Source organism: Flavobacterium sp. HJSW_4, assembly GCF_042436695.1.
Classification (GTDB): domain Bacteria; phylum Bacteroidota; class Bacteroidia; order Flavobacteriales; family Flavobacteriaceae; genus Flavobacterium.
Window position 1 is genome coordinate 60368 of the sequence record NZ_JBHNPP010000023.1, and the last position, 18475, is coordinate 78842.

The window sequence follows — 18475 nt, forward strand, 5'->3', positions numbered from 1 at the left end:
TGACTTTATTATGAACATTATTTCAATTCAAAATAACATCGGTCTGCCAAAATATAAGCAGATTATTCTTTCAATCGAAAAAGCGATTGAAGAAGGAAATTTAATTAAAGGAGATAGACTTCCATCGGTAAATAAAGTCTGTCTGGCTTTTTCTTTATCTCGAGATACGGTCTTGCTGGCGTATGACGAATTGAAGAAAAGAGGAATTATTTATGCCATTCCGGGGAAGGGATATTACGTTAAAAGCGTTGAAATCACTATAACTCAGAAGGTTTTCTTGCTTTTTGATGAATTGAATATTTTCAAAGAAGACATTTATAATTCGTTTTTAAAAAACATTGGAAAAAATGTTCAGGTTGATATTTTCTTCCATCATTTTAATGTTCAAGTTTTCAAAAAGCTGATAAATGACAGCAACGGAAATTATACAAAATACATTATCATGCCGACGAACTTAAACGATATCGTCGATTCTGTAAAAACCCTACCAGTAAGCGACGTAATTATTTTGGATCAGACCAATTCAGATTTAAAAATGTTTCCTGCGATTTATCAAAATCACCAAAAAGATATTTACGAAGGTCTGATGAAAGGCAAAACGAGATTGTCTAAATACAAGAAACTAATTTTAATTTTCCCCGGTTTTAGAGAACCGCCTGGGATGAAATTAGGTTTCGAATCTTTTTGCCAAGATTATGGTTTTGATTATGAAATTATTTCAGATTTCGGCAATCAATCTATTGCTTTGGGAGATTTATATATTATTCCTCACGATCGCGATTTGCTTTTGGTAATAGAAAATGCAATCAACAGAAATTTAAAATTAGGAGAAGATTTCGGAATTATATCCTACAATGAAACTCCATTGAAGAAAATTGCAGCAAACGGAATTACCACTATTTCAACCAATTTTGAATTAATGGGAAAAATTCTGGCTGATATGGTTTTGAAAGGAACAAAAGAGCAGATCGAAAATAGATCTGCTTTGATATTGAGAAATTCGCTTTAAATTTCTCCCGCAGATTTAGCAGATGTAGGGGATTTTTTAAATCAGCCAAATCTCCTAAATCTGCGAGAGAATAAATAAAATTTTATAAATTCAATACGAAATTATTGAGTAGTTTTTCTTCATATTTTTCTTTGTTGAAAGTATATAAGTAAGAACCTTTTCGAGAAGACTGCATGTCTTTTTCTTCCAGTTTATTTAAAATTTCCAAAGAATTTATTTTACTGATGAAATTTCTTTTGTCCAATTCTTTGCTCAAAATAGCTTCATACAATTCTAAAAGCTGACGCATTGTGAATTTCTCAGGAAGCAATTCGAAACCAATTGGTTTGATCGAAGTTTTGTAGCGAAGTCTCTTAATGGCATTATCGACCATTTCATTGTGGTCAAAAATTAAATTTGGCGCGTCATTAATTGGAAACCATTCTGCATGATAGTTTTGAATCAATTCTGCATTATGGTTTTCGATATTAATTAAAGCAAAGTAAGAAACCGAAATGGTTCTTTCTACAGGATCACGATCAATTTCGCTGTAAGCATGCAACTGCTCCATATAAATATCGTTAAGACCTGTATAGGTATTCAAGATTCGGGTTGCAGCAGTATCTAAAACTTCATCACGTTTTAGAAACCCTCCAATCAAGGACCATTTTCCTTTTTCAGGCTCAAAATCTCTTTGAATCAGAAGGATTTTTAGACCATCATTGTCGAATCCGAAAATGATGCAGTCTACTGCCAGTAAAACTTTATCAGCAGAGCTATAACTATTTAGCATATATAATTAATTTGGATGGGTAAATATATGAACTTCCTAAAAGCTTTCATAATTTATTAATGTAGATTTTACACTTACATAATTAACTACTCAAATGTATAGTTAAAAAGCTACTTTTTACATAAAAATAACATTGAAATTCTCTTTTTAAGATTTTTTTAAGAAAAAAACAGGATAGTCAAGGATAGTTTTTTATAAAAATATGTTCTGTTTAGTCAGAAATTGACAAAAATAAACAATCTTTTACTTACAAATATATCGTTTTCTTTGTTTCAAATCATTAAAAAACAGATTATTTATGCTTTTTTTTCTTCAAGCTTTTTTTTGATTAAAAAACGACTTTTTCATTAAAAGTGTATTTTTTACACAATTAAAACTAAAAAAACGCCTCTTTTTTTGAAAAAACTTTGAATTTTTAAATGTTAATTCAACACTTAATTTATGATATGTGTTTTTTTTCAGCTGTTTTTTTGTGATATTAATTTGTTTACGTGGTTTTTTTTTAGTTAAATTTACAAATGTAAGATTAACACTTATTAACTAAAACCACTAACCAATCTTAACTAAACCATTATGATTACAAAACAAAAATTACTTTTGTATTGCAATTTTCTATTGCCAAAAACAAATTGGATTTTAGCAGTATTGATGCTGTTATTGTCTGTTAATCAGTTGTCTGCTCAAGGCAAAACGATAACAGGAGTTGTAACATCGGCACAAGATAATCTTCCTTTGCCGGGTGTAAACATTATAATAAAAGGAACCAAAACAGTTGCTACAACTGGATTTGACGGAGAGTATTCGATTAAAGCATCTCCAAACGATGTTTTAGTTTTTTCATTTATAGGATTTCAGAACAAAGAGGTAGTCGTAGGAGGCCAGTCGAAAATTGATGCGGCTTTAAGCGAAGACACCAATAAACTTAATGAGGTAGTTGTTATTGGTTACGGAACTCAAAAGAAATCAGACTTAACAGGTTCTGTAAGTGTTGTCAATTTAGAATCGGCTAAAAAGGTAGTTACTTATGATGCCGCTAAAATGCTTCAAGGACAAGTGCCGGGTGTTACCGTACAATCTTCAGGAGAACCGGGAGGTTTTGTTAATGTGAAGATTAGAGGAATAACTTCATTTAGTAACAACAATCCGCTGTTTGTAATAGACGGAATCATGGTCGATTCTCCATACGACTTTGCTCCAGGAGAAATAGAATCTATGCAGGTTTTAAAAGACGCTTCTTCTGCCGCTATTTATGGTGTGCGTGGTGCGAATGGAGTTGTAATTATTACGACTAAAAAAGGCAGACAAGGCAAAATGGATATTAAATTCAAGTCTATTGTAGGTCTTCAAAATGTTGCTAAAAAATGGGATGTTACAGATCGCTTGGGTTACCAAAAAATTACTAGCGAGGCTGAAAGAAACAGAGATATTAGAGCAGGAGTTCCTGTAAGCATTGCTCCAGGAAATGACCCAAATAGTTCATCATATATATCAAATGTAAATACAGATTGGCAGAAAGAATCTTTTCAAACTGGTGTGGTGCAAAATCAAGCTTTGACTTTTACTGGAGGAGCAGAAAGTATTGCCTATAGTTTTAATGTGGATTATTTTAAAAACACAAGTTACATCAAAACACCTCAGGACTATGAGAGATTGTCGACCAATTTAAATTTAAATGGTAAAAAAGGTAAATTTAAATACGGTGCAAAAATAGCTTACACACAATCTGATAAAGAAATTTTTAATGAATATAATGTTGGACAAAGTGTTGTAAGCGACATTTTGGGAGCTATTCCGACTATGCCAGTTTACGATGCAAACAGACTTGGAGGTTACGGAGGTACTGACAATTTAACTCAGAGAGCTATTTCAATGAATCCAATTGGATTTAATAATCTAATTGATAATAACGGAAAAAGAAACCGTTTCATTGGTGATGCTTGGGGAGAAATAGAAATTGTAAAAGGTCTTAAATACAAACTAGATGTAAGTTACGACAGAACAGATTGGGAAAACAGAAAATTTATGCCGCCAAGTGATTTAGGCTGGTATTACATTACAACAAATGATGAAGCCTCTCTAGATGTTGAAAAAGGAAATGAGTTAAGAACATTCTTGAATAACATTTTAACTTATGAAATTACTTTAGGAAAACATAAAGTTGATGCTCTTGCAGGTTGGATTCAAGAAAAAAGAGACTATCATAGATATAATATGAGAGGTGTAGGTTTTACGCCAAACGATATCCCGATGCTTCAATATGCTGATGCTAGAAATGCATCTGAATATAAATTTACGATTACAGGAATATCTTATATCAGCAGATTAAACTATTCTTATGACGACAGATATTTAGTGCAAGCTAACTTTAGACAAGATAAAACATCGCTTTTCAGCGAAAAAAATAATTCAGCAAACTTTTATTCTTTTTCTGGAGGATGGAAACTTAGCAACGAGAAATTCTGGACATTGCCTGAATGGATAAGCAACATTAAACTTAGAGGAGGATACGGTACATTAGGTAACAATACTATTTCGCAATATTTCTTTGCCTCAACAGTAAACAGTTTTGCAGGTTATGATTTTAATAATGAGCTTGCTCCAGGAACAACTGTAGTTGCGGCGCTTGATCCTAATGTAAAATGGGAGAAATCGACAAACTCAAATGTGGGTATCGAATTAGGTTTCTTAAACAATGATTTACAGTTTACAGCAGAATATTTCATTAAAAAATCAAATGATTTATTATTAGGAGTTCCGCTTCCATTTTCTACAGGAGCTTTTCCTGCGAGTGTAACAACAAATGCTGGAGCAATGAAAAACTCAGGGGTAGAATTTACAGCATCTTACAGCAATCATCATCATAAATTTAAATATGATATTTCTGGAAACTTTGGAACATTGAAAAATGAAGTTACTAAGATCGGTGTAAATGGAAATCCAATCTACGGAGCGGTTTCTAAAACTGAAGTTGGAAGATCTGTTGGTGAAATGTTTGCTTGGGAAGCAATCGGAATTTTCCAAAATGCGGCTGAAGTTGCGTCTTCTCCAACTCAAACTGGCGCAGCTCCTGGAGATGTGAAATTTAGAGATGTAAACGGCGACGGAGCCATAACAGATGCGGATAGAACTTTTCAAGGGGTGACAATTCCTAAATATGGTTTCGGATTAAATTTCAGTGCTTCTTATTCTAACTTCGATTTCTCAATGTTCTGGCAAGGTGCAGGTGGTAACAAAGTATTTAACGCGATGTACCGCAATTTAATGATCGGACAATATACAAACCATCATAAAGACGAACTAAATTATTGGACACCAACAAATACCAATACTAATATTCCAGCTCCAGTTATTGGAGATCCAAATGGAAATGCTAGAGATTCAAATAGATTTATTGAAAGCGGTGATTTTGTGAAACTGCAAACAATGGAAATCGGTTATAACATTCCGATAAAAGATAAATTTATTGAAAAAGCTAAGGTTTACCTAAATGGTCAAAACCTGTTGATTATTTCGAAATACAAAGGATACGATCCTGATTTTAACAGCGACGGATTACTTTCAAGAGGATATGATGCAGGATCTTTTCCAAATCCAAGAACAATTTCTTTAGGAGTAGAAGTGAGCTTCTAACCAGGTCTAACCATTAAAACGTATTAAAATGAAATCTAAAATTTTTAGCTATATAACCGTTTTCCTTTCACTAGCCTTGGTAACTACAAGTTGTGTGGACAACGAAGATCTGACTCAATTAGATCCAAATAATGATTCAGTCGATAATTTTTGGAAAACAGATGAAGATGCACTGCAAGGTGTAAATGCTGCTTACGGAAGTTTACTAACAGACGGTACTTACATGAGAAGTACACCATTATTGTTAGACGCAAGAGCGGATGATTCTCGAACAAATAGCCCTTGGGGTTCCATGTATAATGTAGGACATTTCAATTCGAATGTTGCAGATGCATCGATTTATGGATGGGCTTACGAAACATATTATCAAGGTATTTACCGTGCCAATCAAGTTTTGACAAATGTTCCAGGAATTGAATTTGCTGATGCAGCTTTGAAAGACAGAATTTTAGGACAAGCTTATTTCTTAAGAGGATTGTACTTTTTTCACGCCGTAAACATGTTTAAAAATGTGCCTCTTCCAACAGAATTAGCGGTTTATTATCCTCAAAAAACACAAGAAGAAGGCTGGGCACAAGTTATTGCAGATTTTAAAGCAGCAGCAGAATTGCTTCCAAATGCTTATACAGGTATCTCAGGATTGGATGCTGGACAAAAAGGGCGTGCAACAAAAGGTGCTGCATTGGGTTATTTAGGAAAAGCTTATTTGTTTATCAAAGATTTTTCTAACGCCAGAGCTACTTTCAAACAAGTGATAGATTTAGGAGTTTATTCTTTGGTACCCAATTACCGTGATAACTTCACAACTGCGAACGAAAACAATTCAGAATCTCTTTTCGAAGTACAATTCAGCCGTGATGCTGGAGGTGTTGATTTAGGTTGGGGAGGTGCTCCTGCTTCTGGATGGGGAAAAACATCTGCAAGAGCGATTACTTATGCGCCACGTGCTTTCGGATGGACAGACGTTCAGCCAACGTGGGCATTATTCAATGAATTTAAAGAAGAAAAAACAAAAACTGGAGAAGACGATCCTCGTTTAGATGCAACTATTTTCTATAACAAACCAGGCGGAATGCAATTGTATGGAAAAGATTTTGCAACATTCTACGCTTCAAGTCCAGCCGATTTAAATGATTTATTCTGTAGAAAATACCAAAACTCTGACGGACAATTTGCAGACGAATACGATTGGCGTTCAGGAATTAATGAGCGTTTATTAAGATATGCTGATGTTCTTTTAATGTATGCAGAATGTTTAAATGAAACAGGAGATACGCCAGGAGCTTACACTTATATTCAGATGGTAAGAGACAGAGTAAATCTTCCTGATTTAGCAACTGCAAAACCAGGAATGTCTCAAGCGCAAATGAGAGAGCAGATTGGTCACGAAAGATTCTTAGAATTCCCTCTTGAAGGACACCGTTTTGATGATATCCGTCGTTGGGGATGGCTTCAAGATCCTGCTAAATTAGCTTGGCTAAAAGCAAGAGATGCTGAATTTAATTCTTTTACAGCAGGAAGAGAATATTTCCCAATTCCACAATTAGAAATGGATAACAACCCGGGAACTATTCAAAACGATAGTTATTAAAGTTAACAGTCTCAGTTTTCAGTCACAGTCTCACTGCATACTGTAACTGAAAACTGGGACTATGCTAGAATTTGGAATACAAGAGAAGTAATTTTTAACACTAACTAAAATTAGAATAATGAAAACAATTACAAGTTTGGTTTTATTAGCAATATTATTTGGGAGTTGTCAAAATGAAGAGATTGTCCCAACACAGGAAGGAACAACAGCAGTTGTAAATGCAGAAGATTCACAGGTTACCAATTCAACAGCAAAAACAGTTAGCGGAAATGTGCCATCGCACGATCCGAGTACGATTGTAAAAAGCGGAGTTAATTATTATGTTTTTACTACGGGAGATAATATCCCAATGACTTATTCAAGAGATTTGGCGAACTGGACATGGGGAACATCTGCATTCTCATCAACTCCAAGCTGGATTACAGGATACGTTCCAGGATTCGTGAAAACGTTCTGGGCGCCAGATGTTGCTTGGTTCAATAACAGATGGAATATGTATTATTCATGCTCGACATTTGGTTCGGCAACATCAGCAATCGGATTGGTAACAACGCCAGCCATTTCGCAAAGTGCAGGAACAACATGGACAGATAGAGGTGTTGTTGTTTCTTCTTCATCAGCATCAGATGTCAATGCAATCGATCCTTCTATTTTGGTTGACGGAAGCAATGTTTATATGGCTTACGGTTCGTGGCACGCAGGTATTGGAGTGATTCAAATTAATCCTTCGACAGGAAAAACTACAGGAAGCAGAACCATTGTTGCTGGCGGAAACAGCGCATCTTGGGAAGCGCCTTGTTTAATTAAAGAAGGAAGCTATTATTATATGTTCGTCAACAGAGGTACTTGTTGTAATGGTGTAAACAGTACCTATTATATTGTAGTTGGACGTTCTACAAGTCCGTTTGGCCCTTTCGTTGATAAAAACGGAGTAGCATTAACCAATGGCGGAGGAACAACTGTTCTGGCTACACAAGGAAATTACATTGGTCCAGGACATTTATCTAGAATCACTGGAACGCAAAAAGGAGCTGTTCATTATTATGACGGAGCCGATAGCGGAAATCCAAAACTCGAAATTGTATACTTTACATGGTCATCTGGATGGCCGACACTTTCTTATTAAAAAACTAAAATTCAGAGGGAAGTTTTCGGGCTTTCCTCTAAAACAAAAACCACTATGAAAAAAGTACTTTTAATCTCATTTCTTATTACGTTTTGTAGTCAGTTAACTTTCGCGCAGACGACAATAACCATTAAAAATTCTGCCGACGCACCAACAATCGACAAAAATATTTATGGTCATTTTGCAGAGCATTTAGGCCGTTGTATTTACGGAGGATTTTTTGTTGGAGATACCTCGAAAATTCCAAATACAAAAGGAGTAAGAAATGATATTATTGCTGCTTTAAAAGATTTAAAAATTCCAAATTTAAGATGGCCGGGAGGTTGTTTTGCAGATACGTACCATTGGAAAGACGGAATCGGACCACAGGAACAAAGACCAACTATTGTAAACAAATGGTGGGGTGGAGTAACAGAAGACAACAGTTTTGGAACACACGATTTCTTGAATATGTGCGAACTTCTTGGAGCAGAACCATACTTGTCTGGAAACGTAGGGAGCGGAACAGTTCAAGAATTGGCAGATTGGGTTCAGTACACAAATTTCAGCGGTAAAAGTCCGATGAGTGATTTACGTGCAAAAAATGGAAGAAAAGAACCTTGGAAAGTAAAATACTGGGGAATTGGAAATGAAGCTTGGGGATGCGGCGGAAATATGACTGCAGAATATTACGCAGGAGAATACCGTAAATATGCGACTTTCATGTCAGATTGGGAAAATACTGGAGGAATTACAAGAATTGCTTCTGGATCAAACAGTTCAGATTACAATTGGACAGAAGTTTTAATGAAAGGAATTCCGTTGAATATGTTAGGCGGAGTTGGAGTTCATCATTATGCTGTAATTGATTGGGGTAAAAAAGGAAGCGATAGAGAATTTACAGAAGAAGGTTACTTCAAAACCATGCAATCAGCATTAAAAATGGAAGAACTGGTTACCAAACATTCTGCTATTATGGATAAATACGATCCTGAGAAAAAAGTAGCTATGATTGTTGACGAATGGGGAGGATGGTACGAAGTAGAAAAAGGAACAAATCCAGGATTTTTATACCAACAAAATACAATGCGTGATGCGGTTTTAGCTGGAGCAACATTGAATATTTTCAATAACCACGCCGACCGTGTTCGTATGGCAAACTTAGCGCAATGTGTTAACGTTTTACAAGCTGTAATTCTTACAGACAAAGCAAAAATGATCGTAACGCCAACTTATCATGTAATGAAAATGTACGCTGTGCATCAAGATGCTAAATTATTGCCAGTAAGTTTCGAATCGGCATCATACACTTTTAATGGAGAAAAACTTCCTGCAGTTTCAGCATCAGCATCAAAAGATAAAAATGGAGCGGTTCACATTTCATTAGTTAATGTTGATGCAAAAAATAAGAATAAAATCGAAATTGATGTAAAAGATTTAGGAGTGAAAAACTTCACAGGAACGGTTATAACATCGACTAAATTACAAGATTACAATTCATTCGATAACCCGAATAAAATTGTTCCAACAGCTTTTAAAGGTTTCGAAAACAAAAAAGGAAAACTTGAAATCACTATTCCTCCTTTCTCAGTAGTTGTTTTAGAAGGAAAATAAAATAGAAGCAGATGAAAAACTTCATTTTAAAAACCATTTCTTTTATCGGAGTTTTTGTTGCAGTAGTTTTAATGGGAAGCTGCTCCAAAGATGATCCGGCATTAGATCCAGAACCGCCAGTAGTAGTTGATCCGCCTGTGGTTACGCCAACATTTGCAGGACCAACTTACGCAGACAATTATACTCCATTTGCAAGTTGGGCCAATAGATCACAATGGAATCTAGCAAACGTGCACGATCCGTCAGTTGAGAAATCGGGAGAATACTATTATATGTATCAAACCGATGCTTCGTACGGAAACGCGCATGATGGCAACGGACATTTTTTCTACAGAAGATCAAAAGATTTAATCAACTGGGAATTTATGGGGTCTTCGATGACTACAGCTCCGGCTTGGGTAAAAGATTCTTTGAACAATAAAAGAGCGAGAATGAATCCAGCTCTTCCTCCGATAGAAAATCCAAATTACGGATTTTGGGCGCCTTGCGTTCGTAAAGTGGGGAATGTGTTCAGAATGTATTACAGCATTGTGGTTACAAATCCAATTGTTGGAACAGATACCAATACTTCTTGGTCAGAACGCGCTTTTATTGGTTTGGCTGAAACAACAGATTTAGCTTCTAATAGTTGGGTTGACAAAGGAATGGTAGTTTGCTCGGAACCCGATGGCGTAAAAAGTTATGTTAGAAACGGAGGAAACGATTGGGATGCTTATTTTAAATTCAATGCCATCGATCCAAGTTTTATTGAAACTCCCGAAGGTGAACAATATTTAATTTACGGTTCTTGGCATTCTGGAATTGCGGCTTTAAAACTAAATCCAACAACTGGAAAACCAGATAAATTAAAAACAATCGATGATTACGGAGTTCGAATTGCTGGTCGCGGAAACGTAAATACAAACCGTTGGCAAGCACTTGAAGGGCCAGAGATTATCTACAATCCAGACACACAATATTATTATTTGTTTTTGGCTTATGACGAATTATCAGTCGCTTATAACACACGTGTAGCGCGTTCTAAAAACATTTTGGGGCCTTATGTAACCAATACAGGAATGAGTATTACAAATGGAGCGGAATGTTTTCCGTTAGTGACACATCCATATCAATTTAAAAATCATACCGGTTGGGTTGGATTTGCGCACTGCGCTGTTTTTCAAAATCCAGATACCAAACAATGGTTTTATGCTTCACAAGCACGTCTGCCAGAAGGTGTTGCCGGAATTGCAGTTTCAAATGCAGTCATGATGGGACACGTTCACGGAATTCAATGGACAGAAGACGGTTGGCCTGTTATAGAACCAGAACGTTATGCTGGAGTACCAACTACCACTTTTGCAGAAGGAAATCTGGTAGGAACTTGGGAACAAATTACTATGAATTATCAATACAAAACCATGCAGAAAGCAGTTACGATTTTTCTAACGGCTGACAAAAAAGTAAGTGGTGATATAACGGGAACTTGGTCTTACGATTCAGCTAAAAAAATCGCAACCATAAACGGAGTTAAATGCAATGTAGTTGATGCTTGGGATTGGGAATCAGCAACTAGAAAAGTGACGTTAACCTATACCGGAATTAATAGTGCGGGATTAGCAGTTTGGGGTAAAAAAATAAATTAAAACTCCAAATTCGAAGCATTAGAAATTAAAAATAAAATCTGCGAGAGAAAAAATAGCCACGAATTCACGAATTAAAATGATTAAAAAATTTGTGAAATCTACTTGAATAAAAATAACCGCAAATTTCACGAATTGTGATTTGTAAAAATTCGTGAATTCGTGGCAAAAAAACATAGCAATAATGAAAAACCTATTTACAAGCCTGTCCGTTTTGCTTTTATCGATTGCAGCAACTGCACAATCGGTAAAATTCAATAATCCAATTATTACAGATAAATACACAGGAGATCCTGCTGCGTTGGTTTACAAAGACAAAGTGTATTTGTACGCAGGTCATGACGAAGCGCCAAACGATTTCAATTTTTATAAAATGAACGAATGGCTCGTGTATTCTTCTTCTGATATGAAAAAATGGGAATCGCATGCAGTGCCCTTAAAAGTAACCGATTTTAAATGGGCAAAAAGCGACGCTTGGGCTTCGCAAGTAATAGAAAGAAACGGAAAATTTTACTGGTATGTAACGGTTGAACATGGAACAGTTCCAGGAAAATCAATTGGAGTTGCTGTGGCCGATAATCCGCTTGGACCTTTTAAAGATGCATTAGGAAAAGCATTAATTACCAACGATATGACCAAATTTAGCGATATAAGCTGGGATGATATCGATCCGACAGTTTTTATTGATACTGATGGACAAGCGTATCTGTTTTGGGGAAATACTGCCTGTCATTATGCGAAACTAAAAGAAAATATGACCGAAATAGAAGGAGAAATTCATCATATAAAATTGCCAAATTTCACTGAAGCTCCTTGGATTCACAAACATAACGGCTGGTATTATTTGTCTTATGCTTATGAATTCCCTGAAAAAATTGCTTACGCGATGAGCAAATCAATTACAGGACCTTGGGAATTTAAAGGGATTCTGAATGAACTAGCGGGAAACAGCAACACGAACCATCAATCGATAATTGATTTTAAAGGACAATCGTATTTCATTTATCATAACGGAGCATCAAAACCAAATGGAGGAAGTTTTAGAAGATCAGTCTGTGTCGATAAATTATTTTATAACAAAGACGGAACAATGAAACGTGTTGTTATGACATCTGAAGGAATACAATAGTGTTCAGTCGCAGTCGCAGTTTTCAGTTCAAAGCTTTGCTTACATGTTCTGATAAAAGTTTCAGTTGAGGTTTGAACTTAAATTTACTTATATCACTTATATGGTTTACAAAAACATAAAATATGCAATTTCTATTTTTCTAATGCTTGTAACTTCATTGGTTATGGCGCAGGAAATTGTCGTGCACGATCCAGTTGTTATCAAACAAAAAGACACTTATTATTTGTATTGCACAGGAAACGGAATTAGTGTTTTTAGTTCGAAAGATTTAAAAAAATGGAACAAAGAACTGCAAGTTTTCGCAGAAAAACCAGTTTGGGCAGATGGCGTTGCAGCCGATTTCAAAAATCATATTTGGGCGCCGGATATTTCATTCCACAACAATACTTATTATCTGTATTATTCGGTTTCCGCTTTCGCTAAAAATACTTCGGCGATTGGCGTTGCGACCAATACGACTTTAAACCCAAAAGATAAAAATTACAAATGGGTCGATCAAGGAATTGTAATTCAATCACAGCCAAATCGAGATATGTGGAATGCAATTGATCCGAATTTGGTTTTTGATGAAAACAATACGCCTTGGCTTTCTTTCGGTTCTTTTTGGGAAGGATTGAAATTGGTAAAATTAAATCCTGATTTGAAATCAATTGCTCAGCCTCAAGAATGGCACACGATTTCAAAACGTAAGAGAAGTTTCGAATTAGCCGATTCTGATCCAGGCGATGGAGCACTTGAAGCTCCTTTCATATTCAAGAAAAACGGTTATTACTATCAATTTCTTTCTTGGGATTTATGCTGTCGCGGAGAAAAAAGTACTTACAAAGTCGTTGTTGGAAGATCTAAAAATGTAACGGGACCTTATGTTGATAAAGACGGAAAACGGCTCGATCAAGGCGGAGGAAGTCTAGTAGTTCAAGGAGACGAAAACTATTTTGGAGTTGGCCATAACAGCGCTTATACTTTCGACGGAAAAGATTATATGTTTTATCACGCTTACGAAAAGAAAACTAATGGAACACCAAAATTAGTAGTTCGAGAAATGCAATGGGACGCCGATTTGTGGCCTGTTTTAAAATAAAAATAATGAAGAAATACAACTTACCAATTTTAACGATTTTCATGTCATTTCTGGTTTTGGTTTCCTGTAAAGAGACCAAAAATAATGTGGTGCAGAATAAAACATCAGTTTTAAAAGCAGGTTATGAAATCGAACCCGTTAACATTCAAAATGTAAAACTAACTGATTCTTTCTGGCTTCCAATTATCAAAAGAGTGCAGGAAGTAACGATCGAATATGCTATTAAGAAATGTGATGAAGAAGGCCGTTTTGAGAATTTTTTAATCGCAGGAAAACAAAAAACGGGAACAACAAGGGGAGAAATGCCTTTTGATGATACTGATGTTTATAAAATCATTGAAGGAGCATCCAATACTTTAATTAGTGCACCAAATCCGAAGTTGGAAAGAGTTTTGGATTCGATGATCGCCATTGTAAAAATCGGTCAGGAACCAGACGGATATATTACTACTTGGAGAACCATAAATCCAGCAAAACCGCCAGCGCCTTGGGTTCCTGTAATTGAAGGAAAACGTTGGGAATCTTTACAGATTAGCCACGAATTGTACAATCCAGGACATTTAATTGAAGCGGCAATCGTGCATTACGAAGCAACAGGGAAAACTAATTTTCTAGACATTGCTATAAAAGCGGCTGATATGTTAGTGCGAACTTTTGGAGATAATCCAGGTCAGGTGAAAGGAGTTCCAGGGCATCAGATTGTGGAAACGGGTTTAATAAAACTGTACCAAATTACAGGAAAAGAAGATTATCTGAAATTGGCAAAATACTATTTGGACAATCGTGGAAATCCGAACAATCATAAATTGTATGGAGAATACGCTCAAGATCACATGCCTGTTATTGAGCAAAAAGAAGCTGTTGGACACGCTGTTCGCGCGGTTTATATGTATGCAGGAATGACGGATATTGTGGCAATGACCAAAGATAAAGCCTATGAAAATGCTGTAAATACGATTTGGAATAATATGGTCAACAAAAAAATGTACATCACAGGCGGAATCGGTTCAAGACATGACGGAGAAGCTTTTGGAGCAAATTACGAATTGCCAAATCTAACCGCTTATAACGAAACTTGTGCAGCAATTGGTGATGTGTATTGGAATCACAGATTGCACAATTTATACGGAAAATCAGAGTATTTTGATGTGATCGAAAGATCCATGTACAACGGATTAATTTCGGGTATTTCGCTTGACGGAAAGCAATTTTTCTATCCAAATGCCTTAGAAGCTGATGGCGTTTACAAATCAAACAGAGGTTCTTGTACACGTCAAGGTTGGTTTGACTGTTCTTGCTGTCCGACTAATTTGATTCGTTTTATCCCATCAATTCCGGGATTAATTTATTCGAAAACAAATGATGTTTTATACGTAAATTTATATGCCTCAAATAATGCCGCTTTCACATTAGGAAAAACAGATTTACAGATTTCGCAACAGACTTCTTATCCATGGAATGGAAAAGTAGGAATCTCGGTTAATCCTAAAAAAGAAAGCCAATTTACGATCAAACTACGCGTTCCGGGCTGGGCTAGAAATGAAGTTCTGCCAGGGGATTTATACACTTACAAAAAAGCCTCAACTCAAAAACCAACCATTTCTGTAAATGGAGAAACTTTGGCAATTCAGCCTGAAAATGGTTATTTTAACGTAACCAGAAATTGGAAAAAAGGAGACAAAATCGCACTTAATTTCCCAATGGAAGTTCAAGAAGTAGAAACAAATTCTAAAGTAGAAACGAATAAAAATAAAGTTTCTTTAGAATACGGTCCGTTAGTTTATGCGGTTGAAGAAATCGACAATAAAAACAATTTTGATAAGATCAATATTTCGGCTTCAGATACTTTCAAAGTAAGAAAAGAAGCCAATTTATTGCAAGGTGTAAATGTGATAGAAAATTCAAAATTCAAAGCCATTCCATATTATTCTTGGTCAAATCGTGGCGTTGGAAAAATGAAAGTGTGGATAGATTATAAAAACTGAATTCCTCAAAATTAAATTAGATTCAAACAAACCAATATAACATGCAAATAACCGTATTAAAAAATTTGGCACTTTCAGCCGTTGTTTTTGTAAGTGTTTCTTCCTGTTCAGATAAAAAAGCAGAAAAAGAGTTGTCTAAAAAAGAAGAGACTACTACAAAAACAACTTTAACGAACAAACCAATTGTGTTGCAAAGAGCAGATCCTTTTATCTACAAGCATACAGATGGGTATTACTATTTTACAGGATCGGTACCAACTTACGACGCGATAGAGTTAAGACGCGCAAAGTCTATTGATGAACTTCAAAATGCTGAAACTTTTAGAGTATGGGAAAAACATAAAAGCGGACCGATGAGCCGTCATGTTTGGGCTCCTGAAATTCATTATTTGGATGGAAAATGGTACGTGTATTTTGCGGCAAGCCAAGAAGATGATATTTGGAAATTAAGACCTTATGTTTTGCAGTGTACAGGTCAAGATCCTTTACATGACAAGTGGATTGAATTGGGGCAAATGCAAGCAGCTGACGCAGATCCAAAAAGCTTTACCGACTTTTCTCTTGACGGGACTGTATTTGAGCATAAAAATAAACGCTATTTCTGTTGGGCAGAAAAAACAGGCGGGCAGTTCGCGGCTTCTAATTTGTATTTAGCCGAAATGGAATCTCCCGTAAAACTAAAAACAGTTCAATTCATGCTTACGACTCCAGATTATGATTGGGAACGCATCGGTTTTTGGGTAAATGAAGGTCCTGCATTTCTTAAACACAATGGGAAAATTTACATTACTTTTTCAGCAAGTGCTACGGGTTCTTGTTACAGTATGGGAATGATGGAAGCAGATGAAAATGCTGATTTATTAGATAGAAATTCTTGGAAAAAATCCAGATATCCAGTATTAAAAACCAATGAAGCAAAACATATTTATGGACCAGGACATAACTCATTTACAGTAGATGAAAACGGAGAACCATTAGTAATTTATCATGCAAGGGATTACGAAAAAGCGGTTGGCGATCCGAAAGTTGTGCCTGCGACAGATAAAAGACCGCTGAAAGAAATTATTGCAGATCCGTTATATGATCCTAATCGTCATGCGAGAATGATGAAATTAAAATTTGATAAAAACGGCACACCAATATTCGAATTTAACTAAGCTGACTAAGATTTTCCAGCTAACTCTGCGACTGTTTTGAAGATTAAGATGAAATAATCGCAACATTATAAATGTAACATTGACATTTATTTTTTGTTTTGAACTTAAATCTTTGTTTTGATGCATTTTTTGTAAAAATTAAGGAGCAGAATTTTATTAAGTGTTTTTTGTACACTTATAAATTTTTAATAATTATATTTGTCAATATTTTAAAAATAAAATACGAATGAAAAATTATGTAATAGGATTGGACTACGGAACAGATTCTGTTCGTGCGGTGCTTATTGATACAGAAAATGGGCAGGAGCTGGCATCGAATGTTTCTCATTACAAAAGATGGAAAAACAAACAATATTGTGACGCCTCTATAAACCAATTTCGCCAGAATCCTTTGGATCATATCGAAGGATTAGAAACTACAATTCAAAATGTTGTAAAAGAAAGTAAAGTTGATCCTGCATTGGTTCGCGGTATTTGTATTGACACAACAGGATCTTCTCCAGTTCCAGTTACTGCAGACGGAACGCCATTAGCATTGACAAAAGGTTTTGAAGAAAATCCAAATGCGATGATGGTTTTATGGAAAGATCATACTTCTATAAATGAAGCAAACGAAATCAACGAACTGGCAGTAAGCTGGGGCGGAGAAGACGTAACAAAATATGTTGGAGGAATTTATTCTTCTGAGTGGTTTTGGGCAAAAATCCTTCACATTGCTAGACAAGATGAAGCCGTTAGAAATGCAGCACACACTTGGATGGAGCACTGCGATTTAATGACGTATTTGTTAATTGAAGATAAAGATTTAAAAACCTTCAAAAGAAGCCGTTGCGCAGCTGGTCACAAAGCGATGTGGCATGCAGACTGGAACGGATTACCTCCGGTTGAATTCTTAGAAAAATTACATCCGTATTTAGCGACTTTGCGTGGCAATTTATATGATGAAACTTATACTTCAGATTTAGTTGCTGGAAAATTGAGCAAAGAATGGGCAGATCGTTTAGGACTTTCGACAGAAACTATAATTGCTGTTGGAACTTTCGACGCGCATTCTGGTGCAGTTGGAGCTAAAATCGAAGAAAACACTTTAGTTCGCGTTATGGGAACTTCAACTTGCGATATTTTGGTCGGTTCTTATGATGAAGTGGGTACCAAAACCGTTCGCGGAATCTGCGGTCAAGTTGATGGATCTGTAATTCCAGGATTTATTGGTTTGGAAGCAGGACAATCAGCTTTTGGTGATTTATTGGCTTGGTACAAAGAATTGCTAATGTGGCCGACAGAACATTTATTAGCTTCTTCATCAACTTTAAATGATGCTCAAAAAGAACAATTAAGAGAAGAATTCAGCGATAAATTAATTGTTGAATTAACGAAAGAAGCAGAGAAAATTCCGGTTTCAGAAAGTCTTCCAATTGCTTTAGACTGGATCAACGGGCGAAGAACTCCAGATGCAAATCAGGAAGTAAAGAGCGCGATTTCAAATTTATCATTAGGAACAAAAGCACCTCATATTTTCAAAGCTTTAGTAAACGCAATCTGTTTTGGAGCGAAGAAAATTGTAGATCGTTTTGAAGAAGAAGGCGTGAAAATCGACAGCGTAATCGGAATCGGTGGTGTTGCTCGTAAATCGCCTTTCATCATGCAGACTTTGGCTAACGTTTTAAACAAGCCAATTAAAGTGGCGGCTTCAGATCAAACTCCTGCTTTAGGTGCGGCAATTTACGCAGCTGTTGCAGCCGGAATTTATCCAAACGTAATCGAAGCAAGTCAAAAAATC

At 35.9% G+C, this 18475-nt stretch carries 12 protein-coding genes; 11 read left to right on the top strand and 1 reads right to left on the bottom strand.

The features are described from left to right. The first annotated feature begins 10 nt into the window (after positions 1-10). Positions 11-1009, top strand: coding sequence for a GntR family transcriptional regulator (locus ACE01P_RS18750; RefSeq protein WP_379700511.1), 999 nt, complete (start codon positions 11-13; stop codon positions 1007-1009). Between the two features lie 82 nt (positions 1010-1091). Here ACE01P_RS18750 and ACE01P_RS18755 read toward each other — a convergent pair whose 3' ends face one another. Beyond that, positions 1092-1781: an NUDIX domain-containing protein gene (locus ACE01P_RS18755; RefSeq protein WP_379700513.1), complete on the bottom strand. Its 690-nt coding sequence runs from the start codon at positions 1779-1781 to the stop codon at positions 1092-1094. 573 nt (positions 1782-2354) lie between these two features. Here ACE01P_RS18755 and ACE01P_RS18760 point away from each other — a divergent pair. The 10 genes from ACE01P_RS18760 to ACE01P_RS18805 form a co-directional block, all read left to right on the top strand. Further along, positions 2355-5411, top strand: coding sequence for a SusC/RagA family TonB-linked outer membrane protein (locus ACE01P_RS18760; RefSeq protein ID WP_379700515.1), 3057 nt, complete (start codon positions 2355-2357; stop codon positions 5409-5411). Between the two features lie 28 nt (positions 5412-5439). Further along, entirely contained in the window at positions 5440-7002 is a 1563-nt protein-coding gene (locus tag ACE01P_RS18765) for a RagB/SusD family nutrient uptake outer membrane protein (protein WP_379700517.1), read from the top strand. Between the two features lie 118 nt (positions 7003-7120). Further along, positions 7121-8128 carry an arabinan endo-1,5-alpha-L-arabinosidase gene (locus ACE01P_RS18770; RefSeq protein WP_379700518.1) on the top strand — a complete coding sequence of 336 codons (1008 nt, stop codon included), beginning with the start codon at positions 7121-7123 and terminating at the stop codon, positions 8126-8128. Positions 8129-8182: 54 nt separating this feature from the next. Continuing rightward, on the top strand, positions 8183-9721 hold the full coding sequence (locus ACE01P_RS18775) for an alpha-N-arabinofuranosidase (protein ID WP_379700520.1): 1539 nt from the start codon (positions 8183-8185) through the stop codon (positions 9719-9721). Between the two features lie 11 nt (positions 9722-9732). Next, positions 9733-11346 (top strand): arabinan endo-1,5-alpha-L-arabinosidase, encoded by a 1614-nt coding sequence (locus ACE01P_RS18780; protein ID WP_379700522.1) that lies wholly within the window; start codon positions 9733-9735, stop codon positions 11344-11346. A gap of 181 nt (positions 11347-11527) precedes the next feature. Beyond that, positions 11528-12472 (top strand): glycoside hydrolase family 43 protein, encoded by a 945-nt coding sequence (locus tag ACE01P_RS18785; protein ID WP_379700524.1) that lies wholly within the window; start codon positions 11528-11530, stop codon positions 12470-12472. A gap of 100 nt (positions 12473-12572) precedes the next feature. Next, complete coding sequence (locus ACE01P_RS18790) at positions 12573-13553, top strand: arabinan endo-1,5-alpha-L-arabinosidase (RefSeq protein WP_379700526.1); 981 nt, start codon at positions 12573-12575, stop codon at positions 13551-13553. A gap of 5 nt (positions 13554-13558) precedes the next feature. Continuing rightward, positions 13559-15538 carry a glycoside hydrolase family 127 protein gene (locus tag ACE01P_RS18795; RefSeq protein ID WP_379700528.1) on the top strand — a complete coding sequence of 660 codons (1980 nt, stop codon included), beginning with the start codon at positions 13559-13561 and terminating at the stop codon, positions 15536-15538. Between the two features lie 41 nt (positions 15539-15579). Further along, positions 15580-16695 (top strand): family 43 glycosylhydrolase, encoded by a 1116-nt coding sequence (locus ACE01P_RS18800; protein ID WP_379700530.1) that lies wholly within the window; start codon positions 15580-15582, stop codon positions 16693-16695. A gap of 226 nt (positions 16696-16921) precedes the next feature. Next, a partial coding sequence (locus ACE01P_RS18805) for a ribulokinase (RefSeq protein ID WP_379700532.1) occupies positions 16922-18475 on the top strand: 1554 nt, incomplete at its 3' end.